This window comes from Acidovorax sp. CCYZU-2555 (assembly GCF_018413525.1).
GTDB lineage: Bacteria > Pseudomonadota > Gammaproteobacteria > Burkholderiales > Burkholderiaceae_C > Comamonas.
Map to the genome: position 1 here is coordinate 25205 of NZ_JAHCDD010000037.1, position 22446 is coordinate 47650.

The 22446-nt window shown below is 65.4% G+C and carries 24 protein-coding genes; 9 read left to right on the forward strand and 15 right to left on the reverse strand.

Features of this window, described 5'->3' with window-relative positions; translation table 11 throughout:
• Positions 1 to 142: 142 nt before the first annotated feature.
• The 5 genes from KHY18_RS14225 to KHY18_RS14245 all read right to left on the reverse strand — a co-directional run bounded on the left by KHY18_RS14225 (position 143) and on the right by KHY18_RS14245 (position 3504).
• Positions 143 to 811, reverse strand: coding sequence for a DUF4136 domain-containing protein (locus KHY18_RS14225; protein WP_213300916.1), 669 nt, complete (start codon positions 809 to 811; stop codon positions 143 to 145).
• Between the two features lie 85 nt (positions 812 to 896).
• Complete coding sequence (gene ttcA, locus KHY18_RS14230) at positions 897 to 1853, reverse strand: tRNA 2-thiocytidine(32) synthetase TtcA (RefSeq protein WP_213300919.1); 957 nt, start codon at positions 1851 to 1853, stop codon at positions 897 to 899.
• A 7-nt stretch (positions 1854 to 1860) separates the two neighbouring features.
• A complete protein-coding gene (locus tag KHY18_RS14235) occupies positions 1861 to 2235 on the reverse strand; it encodes a dihydroneopterin aldolase (RefSeq protein ID WP_213300922.1) in 375 nt (124 codons plus the stop codon).
• The gene (locus tag KHY18_RS14240) at positions 2232 to 2666 is read right to left on the reverse strand and encodes a dihydroneopterin aldolase (RefSeq protein ID WP_213300925.1); all 435 of its coding nucleotides are present in this window, start codon (positions 2664 to 2666) and stop codon (positions 2232 to 2234) included. The genes KHY18_RS14235 and KHY18_RS14240 overlap by 4 nt, the downstream gene beginning before the upstream one ends.
• Positions 2667 to 2706: 40 nt before the next feature.
• The gene (locus KHY18_RS14245; protein ID WP_213300928.1) at positions 2707 to 3504 is read right to left on the reverse strand and encodes an SDR family NAD(P)-dependent oxidoreductase; all 798 of its coding nucleotides are present in this window, start codon (positions 3502 to 3504) and stop codon (positions 2707 to 2709) included.
• 109 nt (positions 3505 to 3613) lie between these two features.
• On the opposite strand from KHY18_RS14245, the gene KHY18_RS14250 reads away from it, so the two are divergent.
• The 4 genes from KHY18_RS14250 (at position 3614) to trxC (ending at position 5859) form a co-directional block, all read left to right on the forward strand.
• On the forward strand, positions 3614 to 4729 hold the full coding sequence (locus tag KHY18_RS14250) for a class I SAM-dependent methyltransferase (protein ID WP_213300931.1): 1116 nt from the start codon (positions 3614 to 3616) through the stop codon (positions 4727 to 4729).
• Positions 4730 to 4742: 13 nt separating this feature from the next.
• On the forward strand, positions 4743 to 4937 hold the full coding sequence (locus KHY18_RS14255) for a DUF2905 domain-containing protein (protein WP_213300934.1): 195 nt from the start codon (positions 4743 to 4745) through the stop codon (positions 4935 to 4937).
• A gap of 132 nt (positions 4938 to 5069) precedes the next feature.
• Positions 5070 to 5339 (forward strand): hypothetical protein, encoded by a 270-nt coding sequence (locus tag KHY18_RS14260; protein ID WP_213300936.1) that lies wholly within the window; start codon positions 5070 to 5072, stop codon positions 5337 to 5339.
• Between the two features lie 85 nt (positions 5340 to 5424).
• On the forward strand, positions 5425 to 5859 hold the full coding sequence (trxC, locus tag KHY18_RS14265) for a thioredoxin TrxC (protein ID WP_213300938.1): 435 nt from the start codon (positions 5425 to 5427) through the stop codon (positions 5857 to 5859).
• 69 nt (positions 5860 to 5928) lie between these two features.
• Here the strand turns inward: trxC and KHY18_RS14270 are convergent, their stop codons facing one another.
• The 5 genes from KHY18_RS14270 to KHY18_RS14290 form a co-directional block, all read right to left on the reverse strand.
• Positions 5929 to 6315: a DUF779 domain-containing protein gene (locus KHY18_RS14270; RefSeq protein ID WP_213300941.1), complete on the reverse strand. Its 387-nt coding sequence runs from the start codon at positions 6313 to 6315 to the stop codon at positions 5929 to 5931.
• Positions 6316 to 6432: 117 nt separating this feature from the next.
• A complete protein-coding gene (gene exaC / locus KHY18_RS14275) occupies positions 6433 to 7953 on the reverse strand; it encodes an acetaldehyde dehydrogenase ExaC (protein ID WP_213300944.1) in 1521 nt (506 codons plus the stop codon).
• 66 nt (positions 7954 to 8019) lie between these two features.
• Complete coding sequence (locus KHY18_RS14280) at positions 8020 to 9267, reverse strand: multifunctional CCA addition/repair protein (protein ID WP_213300997.1); 1248 nt, start codon at positions 9265 to 9267, stop codon at positions 8020 to 8022.
• 50 nt (positions 9268 to 9317) lie between these two features.
• On the reverse strand, positions 9318 to 10472 hold the full coding sequence (locus KHY18_RS14285) for an iron-containing alcohol dehydrogenase (RefSeq protein ID WP_213300947.1): 1155 nt from the start codon (positions 10470 to 10472) through the stop codon (positions 9318 to 9320).
• Positions 10473 to 10574: 102 nt separating this feature from the next.
• Positions 10575 to 11258: a glutathione S-transferase family protein gene (locus KHY18_RS14290; protein WP_213300949.1), complete on the reverse strand. Its 684-nt coding sequence runs from the start codon at positions 11256 to 11258 to the stop codon at positions 10575 to 10577.
• Between the two features lie 204 nt (positions 11259 to 11462).
• Here KHY18_RS14290 and queC point away from each other — a divergent pair, with 204 nt between their 5' ends.
• The gene (queC, locus tag KHY18_RS14295; RefSeq protein ID WP_502768925.1) at positions 11463 to 12176 is read left to right on the forward strand and encodes a 7-cyano-7-deazaguanine synthase QueC; all 714 of its coding nucleotides are present in this window, start codon (positions 11463 to 11465) and stop codon (positions 12174 to 12176) included.
• Positions 12177 to 12265: 89 nt separating this feature from the next.
• Here the strand turns inward: queC and KHY18_RS14300 are convergent, their stop codons facing one another.
• Entirely contained in the window at positions 12266 to 12856 is a 591-nt protein-coding gene (locus tag KHY18_RS14300; protein WP_213300955.1) for a 5-formyltetrahydrofolate cyclo-ligase, read from the reverse strand.
• A 13-nt stretch (positions 12857 to 12869) separates the two neighbouring features.
• Here KHY18_RS14300 and KHY18_RS14305 point away from each other — a divergent pair, with 13 nt between their 5' ends.
• Positions 12870 to 14852: a lytic transglycosylase domain-containing protein gene (locus KHY18_RS14305; RefSeq protein WP_213300958.1), complete on the forward strand. Its 1983-nt coding sequence runs from the start codon at positions 12870 to 12872 to the stop codon at positions 14850 to 14852.
• Here KHY18_RS14305 and KHY18_RS14310 read toward each other — a convergent pair.
• Complete coding sequence (locus tag KHY18_RS14310) at positions 14849 to 15742, reverse strand: MBL fold metallo-hydrolase (RefSeq protein ID WP_213300999.1); 894 nt, start codon at positions 15740 to 15742, stop codon at positions 14849 to 14851. The two genes, KHY18_RS14305 and KHY18_RS14310, sit on opposite strands and share 4 nt — an antisense overlap.
• 35 nt (positions 15743 to 15777) lie before the next feature.
• Positions 15778 to 17463 (reverse strand): AMP-binding protein, encoded by a 1686-nt coding sequence (locus KHY18_RS14315; protein WP_213300961.1) that lies wholly within the window; start codon positions 17461 to 17463, stop codon positions 15778 to 15780.
• A gap of 195 nt (positions 17464 to 17658) precedes the next feature.
• Here KHY18_RS14315 and KHY18_RS14320 point away from each other — a divergent pair, with 195 nt between their 5' ends.
• A complete protein-coding gene (locus KHY18_RS14320; RefSeq protein WP_213300964.1) occupies positions 17659 to 18624 on the forward strand; it encodes an esterase/lipase family protein in 966 nt (321 codons plus the stop codon).
• Here KHY18_RS14320 and phhA read toward each other — a convergent pair.
• Both phhA and hppD read right to left on the reverse strand, forming a co-directional pair.
• Positions 18600 to 19442 carry a phenylalanine 4-monooxygenase gene (gene phhA, locus KHY18_RS14325; protein WP_213300967.1) on the reverse strand — a complete coding sequence of 281 codons (843 nt, stop codon included), beginning with the start codon at positions 19440 to 19442 and terminating at the stop codon, positions 18600 to 18602. The genes KHY18_RS14320 and phhA overlap by 25 nt on opposite strands.
• Before the next feature lie 13 nt (positions 19443 to 19455).
• Positions 19456 to 20595, reverse strand: a complete 1140-nt coding sequence (gene hppD / locus KHY18_RS14330) for a 4-hydroxyphenylpyruvate dioxygenase (RefSeq protein ID WP_213300970.1) — start codon at positions 20593 to 20595, stop codon at positions 19456 to 19458.
• A 199-nt stretch (positions 20596 to 20794) separates the two neighbouring features.
• Here hppD and KHY18_RS14335 point away from each other — a divergent pair, with 199 nt between their 5' ends.
• A complete protein-coding gene (locus KHY18_RS14335) occupies positions 20795 to 21277 on the forward strand; it encodes an Lrp/AsnC family transcriptional regulator (RefSeq protein ID WP_159913098.1) in 483 nt (160 codons plus the stop codon).
• A gap of 430 nt (positions 21278 to 21707) precedes the next feature.
• Positions 21708 to 22436, forward strand: coding sequence for a GNAT family N-acetyltransferase (locus KHY18_RS14340; RefSeq protein ID WP_213300973.1), 729 nt, complete (start codon positions 21708 to 21710; stop codon positions 22434 to 22436).
• Positions 22437 to 22446 lie beyond the last annotated feature (10 nt).

The following is a 22446-nucleotide window of genomic DNA, read 5'->3' on the forward strand; positions in this document are numbered from 1 at the left end:
TGGCACTGCATTGGTAACCCACGCAGGGCGCTGGTTCCTTGTTCCCTGAAGATGCATATGTAGGCGCGCAGGGCCATGCCCCGGCCTGGAGCGCGTCAGCGCCGGGATCTGGTCGATTCAATGCGGCCCGCGAAGGCCTGGGTCAGGGCCTGGCAGGGGCCGCCGGCTGGACCGCAGCCGGTTGCGCAGGCCCCGACACCGCCAGCGGCGTGCGCACCTGGCGCGTGCCCTGGGGCGGGTTGGGGAAGCCGCTGAGCGCGGCGTCGAACAGCACGCCGAAGATCGCCGGATCGTTGGTCCAGACGTCTTCATGCACGGCCGACGTTTCGTAGACGATGCGTTGCGTGCGCTGTTCGCGCATCACGACGCTCACGGCGCGGTAGTGCAGCAGCGGCGGCGTGTCGAACATGAAGCCGCCAAAGCCCATGCCCCAGCCCGCGCCGCGGCCGAAGCCCAGGCCCCAGTTCCAGCGCGGACCGTAGGCGCCGTAAGGGCCGTAATAGGACGCGAAGTCGCGCGTGTAGCGCGCCTGCGCCCCGATTTGCACGGTCAGGCTGCCCTGGCTGTCGTCACGCTGCAGCCCGACCTTGGCCAGCGACTGCTGGGCCAGGGCCTCGATGCTCGCGAACTGCGGTGCGTTGGCCTGCTGCGAAGGCAGCAGCTCGAGCCGGTAGGTGGGCGGCGAGGGCAGGGCCGCGAGCGTGGAGAAGCTTTGCACATCGCTTTGCACTTCGCGCACGCTGGCGCAGCCGCCAAGCAGCGCGGCGCAGCCGAGCACGGTCAGGGAGAGTTTCCAGCGGATCGAGGCCATGTGAATTCCTTCGCGCTCGCAGTGCAAAACCAAAGGCGGGAGGGCGGCGAGCCCGGCATCCCCTGCCGCCCGGACGCTGCCCCGATCAGGACAGCTGGATTACCTGGACTCCGGGCAGCGTTGCCGCCACCGGGAATTCCTCATGGTCGAACGCCATGTCTCCATCGGGGGTCGCAATGCCTGTGGCCTTGGCATTCTTGAAGTCGTGCAGCTTCGGGTCCAGCATATGCGTCGTAACCACATTCTGCATCGCGCGGAACATGTTTTCGATGCGACCGGGGTGCTTTTTCTCCCATTCGCGCAGCATCTCGCCCACGGCCACGCGCTGCAGGCCGTCCTGGCTGCCGCACAGGTTGCAGGGAATGATGGGGAAGTTCTGCGATTTCGCCCAGCGCTCGGTGTCCTTCTCGGGCACATAGGCCAGCGGGCGTATCACCACATGCTTGCCGTCGTCGCTGACCAGCTTGGGCGGCATGCCCTTGATGCGGCCGCCGTAGAACATGTTGAGCAGCAGCGTCTGCAGGATGTCGTCGCGGTGGTGGCCCAGCGCGATCTTCGTGCAGCCCAGCTGGTCGGCCACCTTGTACAGGATGGCGCGGCGCAGGCGACTGCACAGACCGCAGGTGGTCTTGCCTTCGGGAATCACGCGCTTGACGACGCTGTAGGTGTCCTGCGTCTCGATGTGGAACGGCACGCCCAGGCCCTTGAGGTACTCGGGCAGGATATGGTCGGGAAAGCCGGGCTGCTTCTGGTCGAGGTTCACGGCCACCAGCTCGAACTTCACGGGTGCGCGCCGCTGCATCTTCAGCAGGATGTCGAGCATGGTGTAGCTGTCCTTGCCGCCGGACATGCAGACCATGATCTTGTCGCCTTCCTCGATCATGTTGAAGTCGGTGATCGCGCGGCCGACTTCGCGGCACAGGCGCTTCTCGAGCTTGTGCTGTTCGCGCTCGATCTTGATGCCCGCGGCCTTGGTGGCGGCGGCGCCGTCGGCGACGGGGGCTTCGTCGAGCCAGGGATTGTGTTCTGTCGTGGCGTTCATCGGGGGCTCACCATTGTCCGGTTTCAATGCGAATGGCGACTTCGCAGTCGTCAAAGATTTCAAGTTTTGCAATTTTCACGCGTACGCCGCGCACGCCTGGTAACAACATCAAACGCTGGGCGAGTTTGCCGATCAGGCTCTCGAGCAGGTTCACATGCTCGGCCGTGCATTCGTCGATGATGATCTGGCGCACCTTGCGGTAGTCGAGCACATGGCCGATGTCGTCGTCCTTGGGGCGCAGGGCCTGCGGTCCGAGGTTCAGTTCGGCATCAACCTGTATCGGTTGGGGCGCGGTCTTCTCATGGGCAAGAATGCCCAGGTTGGCGTCAAATCGCAAACCGGTCAGGTTCAGGGTTTGGCTGCCCACAGCAGCTGAGTTCATGATGGAAAGGAAAGAAGTTCGGCCGCGTTCGGCTTGATGGTGAAGACTTCGACGCCGACCGCTTCGCAGTCGGGGTAGACGTCGGGTTTGCTGGTCGCCACGCGCGCGGCCACCACTTGCGGGTGGGCCAGCAGCGTCTGCAGCAGGGCGTCGCACAGCGTCTCCTGCAGCGCGATATGGCCGCGCGTGACTTCGCGCTGCACGGCTTCGCGCACGAAGTCGTAGTCGACGACTTCATGCAGCGCGTCGGCGCTGGGCGTGGTCGCGCGCAGCGGCACGTACAGGTCGATGTCGAAGCGCATGCGTTGGGGCGCGGCGCGCTCGAAGTCGTGAATGCCGATCGAAACCTGCTTTTCGAGGCCTTGCAGGAACAGCCGCCGACATTGCAGCAGAAGATCATGCGCGGCAATGCGCGACGGAGATGCGGTCATGGTGAAAGTCGAAGTCATGGGTGGACGGGATCGGTGCGACTCACTCGATCATGAACATGACATCACGTTCCAACGGCACCAGATGCTGTCCATTGTCCACGCATAGCGTTATTCCTGTAATTGCCGGGTTTTCCGCGAAGAAGACGCCGGTCTGCGCCACATGCTGCGCCGCCAGCGGCGCGCGCAGCAGATTGACGCGCGCCGCGCGGTCGTAATTGTCCTGGCTTTGCGGCCCGCTCGGGTACATCAGGCCGGGCGCCAGGCCGACCACGCGCACGTGAGGCGCGAGCGCCTGGGCCTGCAGCGCGACCGCGCGCTCCAGCGCGAGCTTCGACAGCGTGTAGGAAAAGTAATCGGGGTTGAGGTTCACGACCTTCTGGTCCAGCACATGGATGGCGACCGGCCGTGCGCCGCCGGGCGCGGGCGGCTGGGCGCGGTCGTGGGCCTGCCAGCGCTGGGCCCAGTCGCTGGTCAGCAGCAGCGGCGACAGCGTGTTGGTGTGCAGTTGCCGGTCCACGCGCGCCAGATCGGTGCCGAAGTCGCTCGCGCTGTCGGGCTCGAACAGCGAGGCGTTGTTGACCAGTGCCTGGGGCAGGGCGCCGCAGGCCGCGTAGACCTGGGCCATCAGCGGCGAGACCGCGCCGCGGTCGCTCAGGTCGGCCTGAAAGGCCAGCGCCTGCACGCCCAGTGCGCGCACTTCGGCGCAGGTGGCTTCGGCGGCCTCGCGGCTGCGCAGGTAGTGGCAGGCGACATTCCAGCCCGCGCGCGCGAACGCCAGGCAGAATTCGCGGCCCAGGCGCAGGCCACCGCCCGTGATCAATACCCAGCGCTGTTGCATGCAAGTTCCTCGATATGTTGCGGGTCGTCGCACGGAGATTTCCATGCGGAAAAATGGCAACCGGCAATTACAGCCGAAAATGGCGGCTTGTTGCCGGAAAGACAGACCAATGACGGACAGTAGTGAGAGCAGTAGTGCAAGTTTATCGGGCGCACTGACCCAGCAGATCCACGCGCGCATCGAAGCCGCGGGCGGGTGGCTGGGCTTCGACGCGTTCATGGCGCTTGCGCTCTACAGCCCGGGCCTGGGCTATTACGCCAACGAACGCCCCAAGTTCGGCAGCATGCCGGCCTCGGGCAGCGATTTCGTGACCGCGCCCGAAATCTCGCCGGCTTTCGGCCGGCTGCTGGCCGCGCAGGTGGCCGAGGCGCTGGAGCGCACCGGCACGCGCGAGGTCTGGGAGTTCGGCGCGGGCACGGGCGCGCTCGCCGAACAGCTGCTGGCCACGCTGGGCGACCGCGTCGAGCGCTACACCATCGTCGACCTGTCGGGCAGCCTGCGCGCGCGCCAGAAGGAGCGCCTTGCGCCGTATGCCGCCAAGCTGCACTGGGCCGATGCCCTGCCCGAAGCGATGCAAGGCGTGATCGTGGGCAACGAAGTGCTGGACGCGATGCCGGTGCAGCTCTTGAACCGCAAGAAGGGCCAATGGTTCGAGCGCGGCGTGGTCTGGGACAGCGCCGCCGCAGGCTTCGCCTGGGAAGACCGGCCCACGGCGCTGCGTCCGCCGCTCGAAATCGACGGCCCGCAGGACTACCTGACCGAGATCCACGCCCAGGGCGAAGCCTTTGTGCGCACGCTGGGCGAGCGGCTGCAGCGCGGCGCGGCCTTCCTCATCGACTATGGCTTCGGCGAAGACGAGTACTACCATCCGCAGCGCCACATGGGCACGCTGGTGTGTCACCGTGCCCATCGCATGGACGACAATCCTCTGGTCGACCTGGGTCTCAAGGACATCACCGCCCATGTCAACTTCACCGGCACGGCCGTGGCCGCGCAGGAAGCGGGCATGGACCTGCTGGGCTATACGACCCAGGCGCATTTCCTGATCAACTGCGGTCTGCTGCAGCAGCTCGAGCAAATGCAGCAAGGCCCGCGCGCCATGGCCGCCAAACTGATGATGGAGCACGAAATGGGCGAACTGTTCAAGGTGATAGCCTTCAGCCGCGGCGTCGAGCCCTGGCCGGCGCTGGGCTTCGTGCAGGGCGACCGCACGCACCGGCTGTGAGCAGGGCCATCGCATGATCCGCTGGCTGATCATCATCTTTCTCGCGCTGTTGATCATCAACGGGCTGTCGAACCTGCTCGAACGCATAGGCCTGGGCCGGCTGCCTGGCGATTTCCGCTTTCGCTTTTTCGGCCGCGAGATCTTTCTGCCGTTTGCCAGCACGGTTCTGTTAAGCGTGATTGCTGCGCTGATCGCCAAGTTTGTCTAGGGTTGATGTTATTGGTAGTTTTTGACTATTTACTTTCTTGAATTGATAGTTATATTTGGGTTTTAACGCAATCCGTGCGCTAACTATCAACTTTAAGAACGTATCTCAATGCTTTATCCGGTAGAACTTTCCGTGACTCCTTCTACGACTTCCGCGCCCGCCCCTTCGGGCCTGGCCATCCGTATTGGCGACACCTGGATCATGCTCGACGATTTGGACGACGAGGACCAGGACCAGGACGCCGATGACTACTGGAATGACACTATCGACTATGCCGCGCATCCGGGCGCGCTCAATCCCTTTGTCGTGCAGCCCTTGGTTTATCCATCCGAATGCGAGGACGACAAGGATTTCGCCGCGCTGGTTGCTTTCGTGCAAGGGGTGAAGGGGCTGGATGCGTGATCTGCTTGAAGATGGCGTGCCTGCCCCGAAATGATGGCAATGGCCGTTGCGGCCTGTGTTCCATCTCCTTCGACAAAGGCCTGCCATGTCCGACGCCCTGCATTTCGTCTGCCCCCACTGCCACACCACCAACCGCGTAGCGCGCGAGCAGCTGGGCAATGCGCCCGATTGCGGCAGCTGCCACCAGCCGCTGGTCACGGGCGAGCCCGTGGCGCTGGACGCCGCGAGCTTTGCCAAGCATGTGGGCCGCAGCCAGGTACCGGTAGTGGTCGATTTCTGGGCGCCCTGGTGCGGCCCTTGCCGCAGCATGGCGCCGGCCTTTGCCCAGGCCGCCAAGGCGCTGGCGCCCGGCGTGCAGCTCGCCAAGCTCGACACCGAAGCCCATCCCCAGGCCGCCGCGCCCTATAACATTCGCAGCATTCCGACGATGGTGGTGTTTCGCGGCGGACAGGAGCTGGGCCGGATTTCGGGCGCCATGGGCGCGGCCGATATCCAGCGCTGGGTCCAGTCAGTGATATGACACACCCCCTGAGCCGCTAACGCCAGTTTCATGAGCTGGCGTGAATCAATCCAAGAATAGGATTTTGAGTCAGATTGGTGGTTTGGCTTCGCCCTGGGCATCGAGCTGCGCGAGCTCGGCGGCGGTGAACACGCGCGAGCGCGTGTGAAAGCTCTTGCCTTCGGGGCCTTCGAGCGAGAACGTGCCGCCGCCATGGCCGTCGATCACGTCGATGATCAGCTGCGTATGGCGCCAGCTCGCATACTGCGAGCGGCTGATGTAGAACGGGCAGCCGCCGATCTGGCCCAGGTACACATCGCCCGGCCCCGTGGTCAGCTCGCCGAGCAGATAGCAGTTGGCCGCGCTGTTGTCGCAGCAGCCGCCCGACTGATGGAACATCAATCCCGGGCCGTGCTTCTTCTTCAGCTCGGAAATCAGCGCTTGGGCAGCGGGCGTTGCAATGACGGTTTCGACCATGGCAGGTTTCCTTGGCAGGCTTAGGGCAAACGCTAAAACCGTTCGTGGTGAGCCTGCCTGCGCGGCCCGGTCGAACCATGAACGGCCTGTTCTCCAGCAGAGGGCGTTGCCCAAGCCTCAGAAGAACCCCATCTTGTTCTCGCTGTAGCTCACCAGCAGATTCTTGGTCTGCTGGTAGTGGTTGAGCATCATCTTGTGGTTCTCGCGGCCCAGGCCCGATTCCTTGTAGCCGCCGAACGCCGCATGCGCGGGGTAGTGGTGGTAGCAATTGGTCCAGACGCGCCCGGCCTTGATGGCCCGGCCCATGCGGTAGGCCACGTTGCCGTTGCGGCTCCAGACGCCTGCGCCCAGGCCGTAGAGCGTGTCGTTGGCCAGCTCCAGCGCTTCGGCTTCATCCTTGAAGGTGGTCACAGCCAGCACCGGGCCGAAGATTTCCTCCTGGAAGATGCGCATCTTGTTGTGGCCCTTGAACAGCGTGGGCTGCACGTAATAGCCGCCCGCGAGATCGCCGTCGAGCTTGGCCACGCTGCCGCCGCACAGCACTTCGGCGCCTTCCTGCTTGCCCAGATCGAGATAGGACAGGATCTTGGTCATCTGCTCCTTGCTGGCCTGCGCACCCATCATCGAGTCGGTGTCCAGCGGGTTGCCGTGCTTGATGGCGGCGACGCGGCGCAGCACTTTTTCCATGAAGCGCTCATAGATCGATTCATGGATCAGCGCGCGCGACGGGCAGGTGCAGACTTCGCCCTGGTTGAACGCGAACAGCACCAGGCCTTCGATGGCCTTGTCGAGAAACGCGTCGTCCTTGTCCATGACATCGGCGAAGAAGATATTGGGCGACTTGCCGCCCAGCTCCAGCGTCGCGGGAATCAGGCTGTTGGCTGCGGCCTGGGCGATGACGCGGCCGGTGCTGGTCGAGCCCGTGAACGCGATCTTCGCGATGCGCTTGCTCGTGGCCAGGGGCATGCCGGCTTCGCGGCCGAAGCCGTTGACGATGTTGAGCACGCCGGGCGGCAGCAGATCGGCGATCAGCCCGGCGAGCACCAGAATGCTGATGGGCGTCGATTCGGCGGGCTTGAGCACCACGCAATTGCCCGCGGCCAGCGCGGGAGCGAGCTTCCATGCGGCCATCAGGATGGGGAAGTTCCAGGGAATGATCTGCCCGACCACGCCCAGCGGCTCGTGGAAGTGGTAGGCGATGGTGTCGCCATCGATCTCGCTGATGCCGCCTTCCTGGGTGCGGATCGCGCCCGCGAAATAGCGGAAGTGGTCGGCCGACAGCGGAATGTCGGCGTTGAGCGTTTCGCGAATCGCCTTGCCGTTGTCGACGGTCTCGACATAGGCCAGCAGCTCGCGGTTGGCGTCTATGCGGTCGGCAATCTGCAGCAGTATCTGGCTGCGCGCCGCGGCCGAAGTCTTGCCCCAGGCATCGGCCGCGGCATGCGCGGCGTCCAGCGCCTTCTCGACGTCGGCCGCCGTGCCGCGCGCCGCCTTGGTGTAGACCTTGCCGTTGATCGGGGAGATCACGTCGAAATAAGCGCCCTCCGTGGGCGGTACCCATTGCCCACCGATGAAGTTGTCGTACTGGGGCTGGAAGCTGTGCAGGGCATCGGCGGAGCCGGGTGGCGCGTATTGCATGGACTTATCTCCTTGGGTGGACGAATGGCCCATGTTCGACCCAAACCGAGAAAATGCGTTCCGGGCTTACCCTGGGTTCGTGGCCAGCCAGCGCACTATCGCCTGGGTGCGCGCGGCGGCAACGGCTTCGCCGATCGCGCGGCCGGTACGGCCTTCGGCCGCGGCCTGGGCCGCGACTTGCGCCGTGACCACGGACAGCGCCTGGTCCAGCGCCGCCTGCAGGCGCGCGCGCTGCGGATAGGGCTGGTCTTCCAGGCCCAGGCGCCCGCGCGCGTCGCACTCGCAGGCCTGCAGCGCCAGCGCGAAACGCGCGGGCTGGCGAATCGCGTCGCAGCGCTCGAACAACCGCATCAGCGCGGCCGCGTTCAGCTCGCCGCTGCGGTGAATGTTGCCGTGTTCGCGCGCCACCACGTCGGCGAGTTCGCGGCAGTCGGTGGGCACGCGCAGCCTATCGCCCACCTGCCTGGCCAGTCGTGCGCTGCGCTGCTCGTGGCCTATGTGGCGCGGCAGCACGTCGGCCGGCGTCGTGCCCTTGCCCAGGTCGTGCACCAGGCAGGCGTAGCGCACGGCCAGCGGCGCCGCCAGGCGCGCGGCCTGCTGCAGCACCATCATCACGTGCACGCCGGTGTCGATCTCGGGGTGGTATTCGGCGCGCTGGGGCACGCCCCACAGGCGCGCGAGTTCGGGCAGCAGCACTTCGAGCGCGCCGCAGTCGCGCAGCACTTCGAACATGCGCTCGGGCGCGGCTTCCATCAGCCCGCGCGCAATTTCCTGCCACACGCGTTCGGCGACCAGGTCGCTGGCTTCGCCGGCGTCGACCATCTCGCGCATCAAGGCCATGGTTTCGGGCGCGACGCTGAAGTCGGCAAAGCGCGCCGCGAAACGCGCCACGCGCAGTATGCGCACCGGGTCTTCGCGGAAAGCGTCGGTCACATGGCGCAGCAGTCGGGCCGCAAGATCGCCCTGGCCGCCATAGGGGTCGCTGAGCGTGCCGTTTTCGGGCCAGCCTTCGTGAGCGGCCATGGCGTTGATCGTCAGGTCGCGGCGCGCGAGGTCTTCTTCCAGCGTGACGTCGGGCGACGACTGCACGGCAAAGCCGCGGTAGCCGCGCCCGCTCTTGCGCTCGGTGCGCGCCAGCGCGTATTCCTCATGGGTCTTGGGATGCAGGAAGACGGGGAAGTCGCGGCCCACGGGCTGGAAGCCCTGGGCCACCATTTCTTCGGGCGTGGCGCCGACCACGACCCAGTCGTGGTCATGGACCGGTCGGCCCAGCAACTGGTCGCGCACCGCGCCGCCGACCATGAGGATTTGGATGGAACTCATGCGCCAAGTGTCGCCGGATTTGGGGCGACCCCTGGCGGAAGTCAGAATGCGGCGGAGTAGATCGCGAGCGCGTCGTCCACCGTGAGCGGGCGCGGATTGTTCATCAGCAGCCGTTCCTGCAGCATCGCGTCCGCGGCCAGCGTGGCGATCATGTCTTCGGCGACGCCATGGTCGCGCAGGCGCATGGGCAGCGCGGTCTTCTCGATCAGCGCGACGATGTGGGCAATGAAGTCGGCCGCGCGCTCGGCGTGCGTACCCGTCTGCGCCAGGCCCAGCGCCGCGCCGAGTTCGGCATAGCCTTGCGGATGCGTGCTGGCGTTGAAGCGCAGCACATGGGGCAGCACCAGCGCATTGGTCAGGCCATGCGGCAGGTGGTAGCGCCCGCCCAGCGGGTAGGCCAGCGCGTGCACCGCGGCCACCGGCGCGTTGGCAAAGGCCTGGCCGGCAAGCATCGAGCCCAACAACATGGCTTCGCGCGCTGCGAGGTCACCGCCGTTGACGCAGACCTTTTCCAGGTTTGTGGACAGCAGCTTGAGCGCCAGCGTGGCCGCGTGGTCCGACAGCGGGTTCTTCAGGCGCTTGCTGGTGAACGCCTCGATCGCATGCACCATGGCATCGATGCCCGTGGCGGCGGTGATCGCCGGGGGCAGACCCACCGTCAGCTCCGCGTCGAGCACGGCCAGATCGGCATAGAGCTGGCGCGCAACAATGCCGCTTTTGGTCGTCGCTCCAGTGGTCACGATGGCGACGGGCGTGACTTCGGAGCCCGTGCCGGCGGTCGTGGGAATATGCACCAGCGCAAGCCGTCCGCCGCTGACCTTGTCGATGCCGTACATCGCGCTCAGCGGCTGATCGCCCGCGGCCAGCACCGCGACGAGCTTGGCGACGTCCATGGACGAGCCGCCGCCCACGCCCAGCACCAGCGTGGCGCCGAAATCGCGCGCACGGGCCGCGGCCTTTTCAACCACATGGTCCGGCGGGTCGGCTTCGACGTCGTCGCAGACCAGCAGCTCCCAGCCATGGGCGCGCAGCGACGCGAATGCCGGCTCCAGCAGCCCGCTGCGGACCAGGAATTTGTCGGTCACGGCCATCACGCGGCCGGGCGTGAAGCGTTGCGAAAGGATTTCTCCTATGTTTTGCGCGGCACCCGTCTGGATGATGACTTGCGCGACGGTGCTGAATGAGAACGACGACATGCGAGTGAAGGCGAGTGGTGGGAATGCACCATCCTGACGCGACTTGGCGGCCAAGTCCAGCGCCTTGGCGTCACCGAGGGAGGCCGGCCGCAGGCTTCCCCTTCACCGGCGTTCGCGGTAGGGTTCCTCGAAGTCGATGAAATCCTGCTCGGCGAGCGCGTCCTGTACCCAATCCTGCACCGAGGGCAGGGCCTGTATGCGCTTGACGTAGGCCTCGATCTGCGGCGGCACGGGCAGGGCATAGGTGGCCAGCCTTAGGCAGACGGGCGCGAAATAGGCGTCGGCAATGGTGAAGTGTCCGAACAGCAGCGTGCCGCCGTGCGTGGCGAGCAGCGCGCTCCACATTTCGACCAGCCGCTGCACATCGTCGCGCACGCCCGGTTGCTCATTCCAGATTTGCGCGCCGGCCGCGGGCAGATGGGCTTCGACATTGAGCGGGCAGTGGGCGCGCAGTTCGGGAAAGCCGCCGTGCATTTCAGCGCAGATGCTGCGTGCATGGGCGCGGTCGGGCGCGAGCAGCGGCCAAAGATGCTTGTCGGGGTATTGTTCGGCCAGGTATTCGGCGATCGCCAGGCTGTCCCAGATGGCCAGATCGCCGTCGACCAGCACCGGCACCTTGCCCGCGGGGGAGACCGCGTGCAGGCGCTGCTTGAACTCCGAATGCAGCGAAAAGCTGTCGAAGCGCACCTTTACTTCCTCGAAGGCAATGCCCGCCTGGCGCATCAGCACCCAGGGGCGCATGGACCACGATGAGTAATTCTTGTTGCCGATGTAGAGCGCAAGCATGCTGACTCCTGTCAGGTCGAAAGACGAGGGCGGCCGGGTGTGAGCCCATGCTAGCGGCTGTTGTTCTGCTTGTCATGAAGATTGCATGGGTTTGTCTGCAATTCCCTGCAAAAAACCGCACGAAGCCCGGCGTAGGCCTGCAAAGGGGTAAGGAACTGTTTCGCTGGTATCGGCTTGCAGCCCGGCAGTGCTTTAATGCCCGCCATGCACACTACCGCTCTGGTTCTCTTTTCCGGCGGACAGGACTCCACCACCTGTCTGGCCGATGCTCTGTCGCGTTATGAACGCGTCGAAACCCTGGGTTTCGACTACGGCCAGCGCCACCATGTCGAACTCGATGCGCGCCAGAACGTGCTGGCCGAGATTCGCCGCCAGTTCCCGCAATGGGCGCCACGCCTGGGCGAAGACCACATGCTGTCGCTCGATGTGCTGCAGCAAATCGGCGGCTCATCCCTGACCGACGACGTGGCGTTTGCGATGCAGGCCGACGGCCTGCCCAACACGTTCGTTCCCGGACGCAACCTGCTGTTTTTGACGCTCGCCGGCGCACTCGCCTATCGGCGCGGCCTGCAGGTGATCGTCACCGGCGTGTGCGAAACCGATTTCTCGGGCTATCCCGACTGCCGCGACGACACCATGAAGGCCTTGCAGGTCGCGCTGAACCTGGGCCTGGAGCGCCGCCTGCGCATCGCCACGCCGCTGATGTGGATAGACAAGGCCCAGACCTGGCAGATGGCCCAGGATCTGGGCGGCCAGCCGCTGGTCGACATCATCGTCAACGACACCCACACCTGCTACCAGGGCACGCGTGAAGTCTTGCACGACTGGGGCTACGGCTGCGGCACCTGCCCGGCCTGCGATCTGCGTGCCAAGGGGTGGGAAAAATATAAGGCCCCCACGCTTGCTCGCTGCGCGTAGCTGCGCTGCCCCTGTGCGGGCCACCCCCGAGGGGGCGCGTTTTGCCTTGGGGCGGCCCCGCGGCAAAACCAGGCGCCCCGTGGTCGGGTCTAGCGCCGCGGTCGTTCGGCCTGCGGCCAGACCACGCCGTTGTCGTTGAGGATGGCGTCCAGCGGCAGGTCATGCGGCTCGGGAACGAAATCATCGAGGTAGCCGCAGGTGAAGCCCAGGCCCACGGTGAACGGGCGCGGTGTGAGCGAGGCCAGCGTGCGGTCGTAGAAACCGCCGCCATAGCCCAAGCGGTAACCGCCCGGCGCATAACCGACGCAGGGCACGAACAGCAGCGTGGGCACGACCACTTCGGTGTCCTTGGGCTTGGGAATGCCGTAGGCATCCTCTTCCATGGGGCAGCCCGGGTACCAGAGGTGAAAGCTCAACGTCTTGTGGACCTTGTCGATCACCGGCAGGCCTATGCGCCGGCGCTGGCCGTCGCGCTGCAACTCGCCGTCTTCCTTCCAGCGGTGCAAGGCTGGCAAGGGATCAAACTCTCCTTTGATGGGCCAATAGGCGCCAATCACGGTATCGGGCCGATCAATGAGCCAAAATCGCATGACCTGTTGCAACAGGTCCGCGCGGTCCAGTCGATCCGTAAGGTTCAACCGCTGTTCGATCAATGCGCGCCGTAAGGCTGCTTTGTCCATCACATAATCCTCCATGCACTGGCACAAGATTCTGACACCGCTTATCGCGGCAACTCTCTGGACCACGGCCTCGCCGCTGGTGGTGGCTCAAATCCGTGGTGATGATGCGTTGCTCGCAATGCAGCAAGCCTACCGCAAAGGCGACCGCAATCAGTTGGCTCAACTGTTGCCGGCCGTGCGCGGTCATGGGCTGGAGCCCTGGGGCGCCTACTGGGAGCTGCGCGTGCGGCTCGACCAGGCCCAGCCCGACGAAGTGCAATCGTTTCTCAAACGCTGGGCCGGCACCTACCAGGAAGACCGGTTGCGCAATGACTGGCTGCTGTTGCTGGGCCAGCGCCGCGACTGGGCGCAATTCGCGCAGCTGCTGCCGGGTTACCGCATGCAGGACGACCGTTCGGTGCGCTGCTATGCGCTGACCATTGCGCAGATCGAAGGCCGTACCGGCGAGGCGCAGGCGCAGGAAACGCGCGACCTTTGGTACGCGCAGCGCGATGCCGAGGATGCCTGCACCAACGCGGCCGCGAACTTCTATGCCGCCAAGCAGATGCCGGCCAGCGATATCTGGCGCAAGGCGCGTCTTGCGGCCGATGCCAACCGCCAGCGCGCGGTGCGCGATGCGGTGCAGATGGTCGCGCCCGAGTCGGCACCGCTGGTCAACGAACTGTTCGCTTCGCCCATCAAATTCCTCACGGGCCCGCGCATGGCGCGTGGCCAGGTGCGCCAGGAACTGGGCCTGCTGGCCTTGATCCGCCTCGCGGCCAATGACCCGGCACAGGCCGCGGCCCAGCTCGAAAGCCGCTGGAATGGCGTGCTCACGGCCGAGGAGCGCAACTGGGCCTGGGCGGCCATAGGCAAGCAGGCCGCGTTCAAGCTGCAACCCGAGGCCCAGGGCTATTTCGCCAATGTGCGCAAGGACCAGGACCTCAACGACGAACTGCTGGGCTGGAAAGTACGCACCGCCTTGCGCGCCAGCCAGTGGCGCCAGGTGACGCGCGCCATCGATGCGATGAGCCCCCAGGGCCAGGCCGACAGCGCCTGGGTCTACTGGAAAGCCAGGTCGCTGGTGGCGCCGCACGGCGGCGATGCCGAGCGCGCCCAGGCGCGCCAGTTGTTCGAAAGCATTGCGGGCTCGGGCGGCTTCTACGAGCAGCTCGCGCTCGAGGAGCTGGGCCAGCGCGTGACCGTACCCGCAGCGCCCGCGCCCATCACGGCGCAGGAAAAAGCCGCGGCCCTGGCCAACCCCAGCCTGCAGCGCGGACTGCAGGCGATTCAACTGGGCCTGCGCAGCGAAGGCGTGCGCGAGTGGAACTACGCGACCAACCTGCATACGCCCGGCGGCATGGACGAACGCGCGCTGCTCGCGGCCGCCGACCTGGCCTGCCAGCGTGAAATCTGGGACCGCTGCATCAACACCAGCGAGCGTACGCGCAGCGAAGTCAACTGGAACCAGCGCTACCCCATGCCGTTCCACGACACCGTGATCGCGCGCTCGCGCATGATCGGCCTCGATCCGGCCTATGTCTACGGCCTGATACGCCAGGAAAGCCGCTTCATCATGGACGCGCGCTCGGGCGTCGGTGCGTCGGGCCTGATGCAGGTCATGCCCGCGACCGCGCGCTGGACCGCGCGCAAGATCGGCATGAACGACTTCACGCCGAACATGATCAACGACCGCGAAGTCAACATCACCATAGGCACGGCTTATCTGAAGCTCGCGCTCGACGACTTCGATGGCTCGATGGCGATGGCTGCCGCGGGCTACAACGCCGGCCCGGGCCGTCCGCGCGTGTGGCGCAACGGACCGGTGCTCGACGCCGCGATCTGGGCCGAGAACGTGCCGTTCACCGAAACGCGCGACTACGTGAAGAAAGTGCTGGCCAATACCACGGCCTATGCCGCGCTGATTTCGGGCCAGCCCCAGTCGCTCAAGGCCCGCCTGGGCACCGTGGGCCCGCGCCCCACCAACGAGCCCGAGCCCATCAAAGACTTGCCTTAAGCGTTGAACAGCAGCCCGGCCTCGCGCCGGGCTGCGCCCACGGCGATCAGCTCATCGACCAGCGCCGTGGTCCACTCCGACGGCGTGGCCTGCGCAAAATGCCGCGCGTGCAGCTGCATCAGATAAGGCGTGGCTTCGGTCCAGGCCTGGAGCGCATGGGCATCGATGCGCTGCCATTCGAGCAGCTTGAACTTGATCAGCACCTTGGCCGCATGGCGCGCGTGGCGCAGCGGTGATTGCACAAAGCCGTCAAGGCGTGCGCGCGCCGTAGCCAACGCACCGGCCACATTGCAGAACATCGGACCATGACCGGGAATCACCGTGACGGGCGCCAGCCGCTCTATCAGGTCCAGCGTCGCGCCGACTTCGGCAAACGCGTGTTCGCCGTCGAGTTCGGGAAACACCACGCCAAAGCCTTTTTCCCAGAGCGCATCGGCTGAAATCAGCAGCCGCGCTTCGGGCTCGAACAGCACCACCGAATGCGTGTCATGGCCGGGCGCGGCGTGGATCTGCCAGGGCCGCTCGCCCAGCGAGACTTCGCTGCCGGGCGTCAGCACGCCATCGATGCGAAAGCGCGGGCATTGCTGGCCCGTGGGTCCATAGCCCAGCGCCTGTGCGTCCCAGTCGCGCACCTGGGCCGCCTGGCCCGGAGCCACATGGGCTTGCAGATCCGGCCAGGCGGCCTGCAGCGCGGCGTTGCCGCCGCAGTGGTCGCTGTGCAGATGGGTGTTGAGAATGCGCGCCAGCGGCTGCGGCCCCAGCGCCGAGCGCACCAGATCGAGCGTCTGTTCGGCATGGGTGCAGTAGCCGGAGTCGACCAGCGCGGCGCCGTCGGCCCCGGTGAAAAGCACGCCGTTGGCCGACAGCCAGCCGCGCTCGAGCACGGTCATTTCGGGCCACAGCGCGCCCGCCAGCGGAACGCGGCTCACTGCGGCGTGCGCAGTTCGCGCCGCAGGATCTTGCCCACATTGGTCTTGGGCAATGCGTCGCGGAACTCTATGTATTTGGGCCGCTTGTAGCCCGTGAGGTTCTCGCTGCAGTAGCGCTGCAGCGTTTCTTCATCGAGCTGCTCGCTGCTGCGCACGACGAACAGCTTGATGGCCTCGCCCTGCTTTTCGTCGGGCACGCCTATGGCCGCGCATTCGACCACATGCGGGCACAGCGAAACCACGTTTTCGAGTTCGTTCGGGTAGACGTTGAAGCCGCTGACCAGGATCATGTCTTTCTTGCGATCGATGAGGCGCACGCAGCCCTGGCCATCCATCTGGCCCACGTCGCCGGTGCGCAGGTAGCCGTCATCGGTGAAGGCCCTGGCGGTTTCCTGCGGCTGGTTGTAATAGCCGGTCATCACGTTGGGGCCCTGGATGCACAGCTCGCCCGGCAGGCCCAGCGGCAGGTTCTGGCCGTTCTCGTCCTTGATCGCGATCGAGATGCCGGGCAGCGGCAGGCCGATGTTGCCTGTGTACTCGGGGTTGGTGACCGGGTTGTTGGTGCCTATGGCGCAGGTTTCGCTCATGCCCCAGCCTTCGATCATGGTGCTGCCCGTGACTTTCTTCCACTCGCGCGCCGTGCCTTCGGAGGCCGCCATGCCGCCGGCCTGGGTCAGGCACAGGCTGGAGAAGTCGAGCGCGCGGAACTGCGAATTCTGCAGCAGCGCGTTGAACAGCGTATTCACGCCGGGCAGCAGATGGAACGGGCGTTTCTTGAGCACGCCCACGAACTTGGCGATGTCGCGCGGGTTGGGAATCAGGCTCAGGCTCGAGCCCTGGCGTATCGCCAGCAGGCACAGCGTGAGCGCGAAGATATGGTAGAGCGGCAGCGCCGCGATGCTGTGCAGGTTGCGGCGATCGGGCAGGCTGGACAGCGCGGGCGCGAACCAGGCCTCGGCCTGCAGCGTCGCGGCGATGATGTTGCGGTGCGTCAGGATCGCGCCCTTGGACAGCCCCGTGGTGCCGCCCGTGTATTGCAGGAATGCGATGGAGTCCAGCGTGGCCGGACTGGGGCGCAGCGTGCGCTGCGCGCCCAGCGCCAGCGCCTGGGGAAAGGTCGTGACCTGGCGGCCGCCCGTGAGCGTGAGCGTGTAGGGCGGCACCATCTTCGCGAGATGGCGCGCGGCAAAGCGTATCCAGCGGCCGTAGACCGGGCCCAGCAGATCGCCCAGCGACGTGATGCAGATTTGCTGAATGGGCGTGCGCTCGAGCACGCTGGCCAGCGTATGCGCGAAGTTTTCGAGAATGACGATGGCGCTCGCGCCCGAGTCCTTGAGCTGGTGTTCGAGTTCGCGCGCGGTGTAGAGCGGGTTGACGTTGACGCAGGTATAGCCCGCGCGCAGCACCGCGGCCATGGTCACGGCGAACTGCGGCACATTGGGCAGCATGATCGCCACGCGCGCGCCGGGCTCCAGCCCCAGTCCCTGCAGCCAGGCGCCCAGGCGCTGCGACAGCAGGTCAAGGTCGCGGTAATGCATCCAGCGGTCCATGCAGACCGAAAACGGCTGGTCGGCGTTCTTCTTCAACGATTCCTCGATCAGCTGCGCCACCGATCGGTAGACGCCGGGATCGATGTCGTGGGGAACGCCAGCGGGATAGTTCTGCAGCCAGAGAGGATCCATGCGAGTACAGCCTTGAATGTCTGAAGAATGACCTGGCGCAGCAGGCCGCGATGCGGTCTGTCCATTCTGTAGCCGCGAGCCCGGCCTGTCTCCCGGGCTTGTCCTAGGGAATGTCCCGAGAAGGACAGCGGGATGCCCGCTGCTACCCAAGCGTGACATGGCGTGTTAAACCTTGGGAATGACAAGGACGCACGCATGAACGCGCGCTGGCAGCAGGCCGCCATTTTGGGCGGCTGGGCGCTGGCGTTGGCCTGGCTCTGGTGGCAATGGCCGCAGTCGCCCGCGCTGGCGCTGGGCGGGGTGCTGGCGCTGCTGCTGTTTCCCGCGTGGAGCATAGGCCTGCAATTCATCTGCCTGCTGGTCGCACCGCGCGACACCATGGGCGTGCTGCCACCCGTGTCGGCGCGCACCATGCTGCGCGCCTACTTCGCCGAAGTCGGCTATGCCTATCGCATCTTCGGCTGGCGCCAGCCGTTTCGCACGCATGCGCTGCCCGATGACGTCGGCGCGGGCACGGGCCGCACGGGCGTGGTGCTGGTGCATGGATATCTCTGCAATCGCGCTTTCTGGCAGCCATGGCAGCGCATGTTCGCCGCGCGCGGCATTCCCTGCATCGCCGTGACGCTGGAGCCTGCATGGGGATCGATCGATGAATGCGTTCCCGATCTGGACGCCGCCGTGCGCCGCATGGCCCAGGCCACGGGCCGCCCGCCGGTGCTGATAGGCCACAGCATGGGCGGGCTGGTGATACGCGCCTGGCTGCGCAGCCGCGGCGCCGTGGTTGGGGGCGGCGTGAGCGAAGCCCAGGCCGCGCAGCGCTTGCAGGCGCTGGTGGCGCGCGTGGTCACGCTGGCCACGCCGCACCGCGGCACCTGGATCGCCAACTTCAGTCGCACCGTCAACGGCCGGCAGATGCGCCTTGACAGCGCATGGCTGCGCGCCCTGGCAGCCCAGGAGCCGCAGGCCCTGGCCGCGCGCATGACCTGCTGGTACTCGAACTGCGACAATCTCGTGATGCCCGCGCTCGCCGCCACCTATCCCGGCGCCGACAACCGGCTGATCGTCGACCAGGCACATGTGGAGCTGGTGTTCGACGCGCAGCTCATGCGCGACTGCGCGGCGCTGGTCGAGCGCGCTCAAGCCTGCGCCGGGAGCACCTGACCATCGGCCGAAAACTCGGGCAGCGCGCGCAGTTGGGCATACAGCGGAGCGAAGTCGGCGGCGGTCATGTCGAACAGCTGCTGCAGGTCGTCGATGACGAAGTAGGTCTGCTGGTAGCTGTCGATCTTGTAGCGCGAGCGCATGGCGCGCTCCACCGTGAGCGGCACGCGCTGCGGCAGCGGGCTTTCGACCGAATGGACCAGCTCGCCGCCCGAACTCAGAATGCCCGCGCCATAGGCGCGCAGGCCGCCAGCTTCGCGTATCAGCCCGAACTCGATCGTGTACCAGTACAGCCGCGCGAGCATTTCGCAGGCGCCCAGGCTGTGCGCCTTGATGCCGCCCTGGCCGTAGCGCTGCACGTAGTCGGCGATCACCGGGTTGAACAGCAGCGGCACATGGCCGAACAGGTCGTGAAAGATGTCGGGCTCGACGATGTAGTCGAACTCGGCCGGCGTGCGAATCCAGTCGGTCACCGGAAAGCGCCTGTCGGCGAGCAGCTCGAAAAAGGCCAGCTCGGGAATGAGCCCGGGCACGGCGACGATCTGCCAGCCCGTGGCCGGCATCAGCCGCGCGTTGATGTCTTCAAAGCGCGGAATGCGGTCATGGGCGCCCAGCGAGGGCAGCGCGGCGATGAACTCCGCGCAGGCCCGGCCCGGCAGCAGCGCCGACTGGCGCGCGTGCAGGCGCCGGTAGGTGTCGTGGTCGGTCTCGGTATAGGCCGCGTAATCCTGCGCGCAGGTGTAGTCGCCCGCGGCGCGGCTGTAGTCGCCGCGCGGCGGCCGCTCGGATTGTCCGTAGACGACTGGAGCTTGACCCATGGTTTTTCTCGCTTCAGAGAACGCCGCGGCGCATCTGGTCCAGCTCTATGCTCTCGAACAGCGCCTTGAAGTTGCCATTGCCGAAGCCGTCGTCGCCCTTGCGCTGGATGAACTCGAAGAAGATCGGGCCCAGCTGGTTCTCGCTGAAGATCTGCAGCAGGATGGCGTCCTTCTTGCCGTCGATCAGGATCTTGCGTTCGTGCAGCTGGTCCAGCGGCTCGCCGTGGCCTGGAATGCGCTGGTCGACGAGTTCGTAATACGTGTCTATGGTGTCGAGCAGGCGCACGCCGCTGGCGCGCAGCGCGTCGACGGTGCCGTAGAGGTTGTCCGAGCCCATGGCGATGTGCTGGATGCCTTCGCCGTGGTACGAGTCGAGGTACTCCTGGATCTGGCCGGCTTTTTCCTTGCCCTCTTCGTTGATTGGAATGCGGATCTTGCCGCAGGGGCTGGTCATGGCCTTGCTCTTGACGCCCGTGACCTGGCCTTCGATGTCGAAGTACTTGATTTCGCGGAAGTTGAACAGACGCTCGTAGAAATCAGCCCATTCATTCATGCGACCGCGGTGCACGTTGTGCGTCAGGTGGTCGATGTAGGTCAGGCCATGGCCGTAGGGCGTCAGCATCTCTTCGGTGGTGACGCCGGGCAGGGGCACGAAGTCGACGTCGAAGAAACCGATGTTGCCGATGTCGCCGGGCTTGGCGCCGTTCTTGCCGTGCCAGCGGTCGACCAGATAGATGCGGCTGTCGCCCACGCCCTTGATCGCCGGAATGTTGAGTTCGCCGGGCGTATGCGTGCCTTCATGGCCCCAGGCACCCAGATCGAGCGCGCGCTCGTAGGCGGCCTTGGCGTCGTCGACACGGAAAGCGATCGCGCAGACGCTGGGGCCGTGCAGGCGCGCGAAGCGCTGGGCGAAGCTGTCGGGCTCGGCGTTGATGATGAAGTTGATTTCGCCCTGACGGTACAGCGTCACGTTCTTGCGGCGGTGCTTGGCCACGGCCTTGAACCCCATGCTTTCGAAGACCAGGCCCATCGCCACCGGATCGGGCGCCGCATACTCGATGAACTCGAAGCCGTCCGTGCCCATGGGGTTGTCCCAGGCGGCGGTGGACGAAGCGGCGGACGGGGTGGTGCTCAAGGGAAGCGGCGCATTCATGGTGGTGTCTCCTGCCTGGGTGGCGGTCGGTGGTTATGGGTCCACTGTAGAACTTGGCGGCCGTGAATTCCTGCGTTATTGCACCGCTGCGCGCGCTGGATTTGCATGAAAAGTGCATCAAAGACACATTTCATGCAGTTTTCGAGGGTGATTCGGGGAAACCCGGGGTGTTTTGGCCGCTGTCCGTAGAATGCCGGCCATGAGCGCAACGCAAGCAATCGACAAGCTGGACCGGGCCATTCTCCGGCGCCTGCAGGAAAACGGCCGGGAAACCTATGACGTGATCGGCGAACAGGTCGGGCTCTCGCCCAGCGCCGTGCTGCGCCGCGTCAAGCGGCTCGAAGAGGCGGGCGTCATCGACCGCTACGTCGCGCTGGTCCGCCCCGAGACCGTGGGCCTGGGCCTGACCGCCTATCTCAATGTGCGGCTCGAGAAGTACACCGAAACCAGCAAGCGCAATCCCATGGACGTGTTCCGCGCCAGCGTCCAGACCTGGCCCGAAGTCGTCGAATGCGCGTCCCTGACCGGCGAGATGGACTATCTGCTGCGCGTCGTGGTCAGCGACATGGCGCATTACAGCCGCTTCATCATGGACACGCTGCTCAAGCATCCCAGCGTGCAGGACTGCAAGACCAGCTTTGTGCTGGACCGGGTCAAGGCGACGACGGCAGTGCCAGTCTAGTGCGGGGCAAGCGAGCCAAAGTCTCGCCAGGCGTCAGAAAGAAACAGCGGGCCTTTCCCCGTTCGTCCTGAGCGGAGTAAGCGAGACGGGGTCTCGCAAGGCGTTCAAAAGAAACAGCGGGCGTTAAAAATCCGTTCGTCCTGAGCCTGTCGAAGGATGAACGGCCTGCGCTCAAGGCATGAGGACGGGCCGTTCATGGTTCGACAAGCTCACCACGAACGGGTCACTCTTCTGCCGCCGTTTGCCAAAATCGACCACCTTCTAAGTCATTGATTTATTTAAAAAAAAGCTGTTTCTTGAGAGCCCGTCGAAGGATGAACGGCCACCCCTAGAGCCATGCCCAGAGAAAGCGTTGCAAGCTCGCATCGTTCCCATGCTGCACTGCAGCATTCTTCTTGAAGAATCTAGGGTAATCCCCTATATTCGAAGCATGAACGTTTCTATTGACTGGTTGAGGTCTTCCTGGCGCGCCGGCAAGCATTTGTTGCGTCCGGTGACCAGCCCGTCAATCCGCTTCATCGCTTCGTGCCGTCCTGCCATGGTTCCTATTCGTACCTTGAGTGCACGCCACCGTAACAGCGTGGGTCGCCATCTGCTCAAGCTCGCGCCTGCCGACCGTTATCTGCGTTTTGGCTATGCAGCCAATGACGAGCAGGTGCTGCGCTATGTGCAGCAGCTCGATTTCGACCGCGATCAGGTGTTCGGCATCTACAACCGGCGCCTCGAGCTGATCGCCATGGCGCATCTCGCCTATGCGCCCCATCCCGAGTACCAGCGCTGCGCCGAGTTCGGCGTGTCGGTGCTCAAGCAGGCACGTGGCAAGGGCCTGGGCAAGCGCCTGTTCGACCATGCGATCGTGCATGCGCGCACGCGCGGCGTGAGCATGATGTTCATCCACGCGCTGTCCGAAAACACCGCCATGCTCAAGATCGCACGCAAGGCCGGTGCCGTGGTCACGCGCGACGGCTCGGAATCCGAAGCCTATCTGCAGCTGCCGCCCGCGGGCATAGACACGCACATGGAGCAGATGGTCAACGAGCAGTTCGCCGAAGTCGACTACCAGCTCAAGAAGCAGGCCAGGCAGTTCTGGAGCTTTCTGGCAGGCATGCAGGAGATTCGCCAGGGCATGCGCGAAGGCCGGCACAAGACCGGCGCTTGAGAGCGCGCGG

What these genes read in the sequence shown, in the direction of transcription:
- KHY18_RS14225 (WP_213300916.1), bottom strand. Translation starts at nt 811, where the DNA reads ATGGCCTCGATCCGCTGGAAACTCTCCCTGACCGTGCTCGGCTGCGCC.
- ttcA (WP_213300919.1), bottom strand. Translation starts at nt 1,853, where the DNA reads ATGAACGCCACGACAGAACACAATCCCTGGCTCGACGAAGCCCCCGTC.
- KHY18_RS14235 (WP_213300922.1), bottom strand. Translation starts at nt 2,235, where the DNA reads ATGAACTCAGCTGCTGTGGGCAGCCAAACCCTGAACCTGACCGGTTTG.
- KHY18_RS14240 (WP_213300925.1), bottom strand. Translation starts at nt 2,666, where the DNA reads ATGACCGCATCTCCGTCGCGCATTGCCGCGCATGATCTTCTGCTGCAA.
- KHY18_RS14245 (WP_213300928.1), bottom strand. Translation starts at nt 3,504, where the DNA reads ATGCAACAGCGCTGGGTATTGATCACGGGCGGTGGCCTGCGCCTGGGC.
- KHY18_RS14250 (WP_213300931.1), top strand. Translation starts at nt 3,614, where the DNA reads ATGACGGACAGTAGTGAGAGCAGTAGTGCAAGTTTATCGGGCGCACTG.
- KHY18_RS14255 (WP_213300934.1), top strand. Translation starts at nt 4,743, where the DNA reads ATGATCCGCTGGCTGATCATCATCTTTCTCGCGCTGTTGATCATCAAC.
- trxC (WP_213300938.1), top strand. Translation starts at nt 5,425, where the DNA reads ATGTCCGACGCCCTGCATTTCGTCTGCCCCCACTGCCACACCACCAAC.
- KHY18_RS14270 (WP_213300941.1), bottom strand. Translation starts at nt 6,315, where the DNA reads ATGGTCGAAACCGTCATTGCAACGCCCGCTGCCCAAGCGCTGATTTCC.
- exaC (WP_213300944.1), bottom strand. Translation starts at nt 7,953, where the DNA reads ATGCAATACGCGCCACCCGGCTCCGCCGATGCCCTGCACAGCTTCCAG.
- KHY18_RS14285 (WP_213300947.1), bottom strand. Translation starts at nt 10,472, where the DNA reads ATGTCGTCGTTCTCATTCAGCACCGTCGCGCAAGTCATCATCCAGACG.
- KHY18_RS14290 (WP_213300949.1), bottom strand. Translation starts at nt 11,258, where the DNA reads ATGCTTGCGCTCTACATCGGCAACAAGAATTACTCATCGTGGTCCATG.
- queC (WP_502768925.1), top strand. Translation starts at nt 11,463, where the DNA reads ATGCACACTACCGCTCTGGTTCTCTTTTCCGGCGGACAGGACTCCACC.
- KHY18_RS14300 (WP_213300955.1), bottom strand. Translation starts at nt 12,856, where the DNA reads ATGGACAAAGCAGCCTTACGGCGCGCATTGATCGAACAGCGGTTGAAC.
- KHY18_RS14305 (WP_213300958.1), top strand. Translation starts at nt 12,870, where the DNA reads ATGCACTGGCACAAGATTCTGACACCGCTTATCGCGGCAACTCTCTGG.
- KHY18_RS14310 (WP_213300999.1), bottom strand. Translation starts at nt 15,742, where the DNA reads ATGACCGTGCTCGAGCGCGGCTGGCTGTCGGCCAACGGCGTGCTTTTC.
- KHY18_RS14315 (WP_213300961.1), bottom strand. Translation starts at nt 17,463, where the DNA reads ATGGATCCTCTCTGGCTGCAGAACTATCCCGCTGGCGTTCCCCACGAC.
- KHY18_RS14320 (WP_213300964.1), top strand. Translation starts at nt 17,659, where the DNA reads ATGAACGCGCGCTGGCAGCAGGCCGCCATTTTGGGCGGCTGGGCGCTG.
- phhA (WP_213300967.1), bottom strand. Translation starts at nt 19,442, where the DNA reads ATGGGTCAAGCTCCAGTCGTCTACGGACAATCCGAGCGGCCGCCGCGC.
- hppD (WP_213300970.1), bottom strand. Translation starts at nt 20,595, where the DNA reads ATGAATGCGCCGCTTCCCTTGAGCACCACCCCGTCCGCCGCTTCGTCC.
- KHY18_RS14335 (WP_159913098.1), top strand. Translation starts at nt 20,795, where the DNA reads ATGAGCGCAACGCAAGCAATCGACAAGCTGGACCGGGCCATTCTCCGG.
- KHY18_RS14340 (WP_213300973.1), top strand. Translation starts at nt 21,708, where the DNA reads ATGAACGTTTCTATTGACTGGTTGAGGTCTTCCTGGCGCGCCGGCAAG.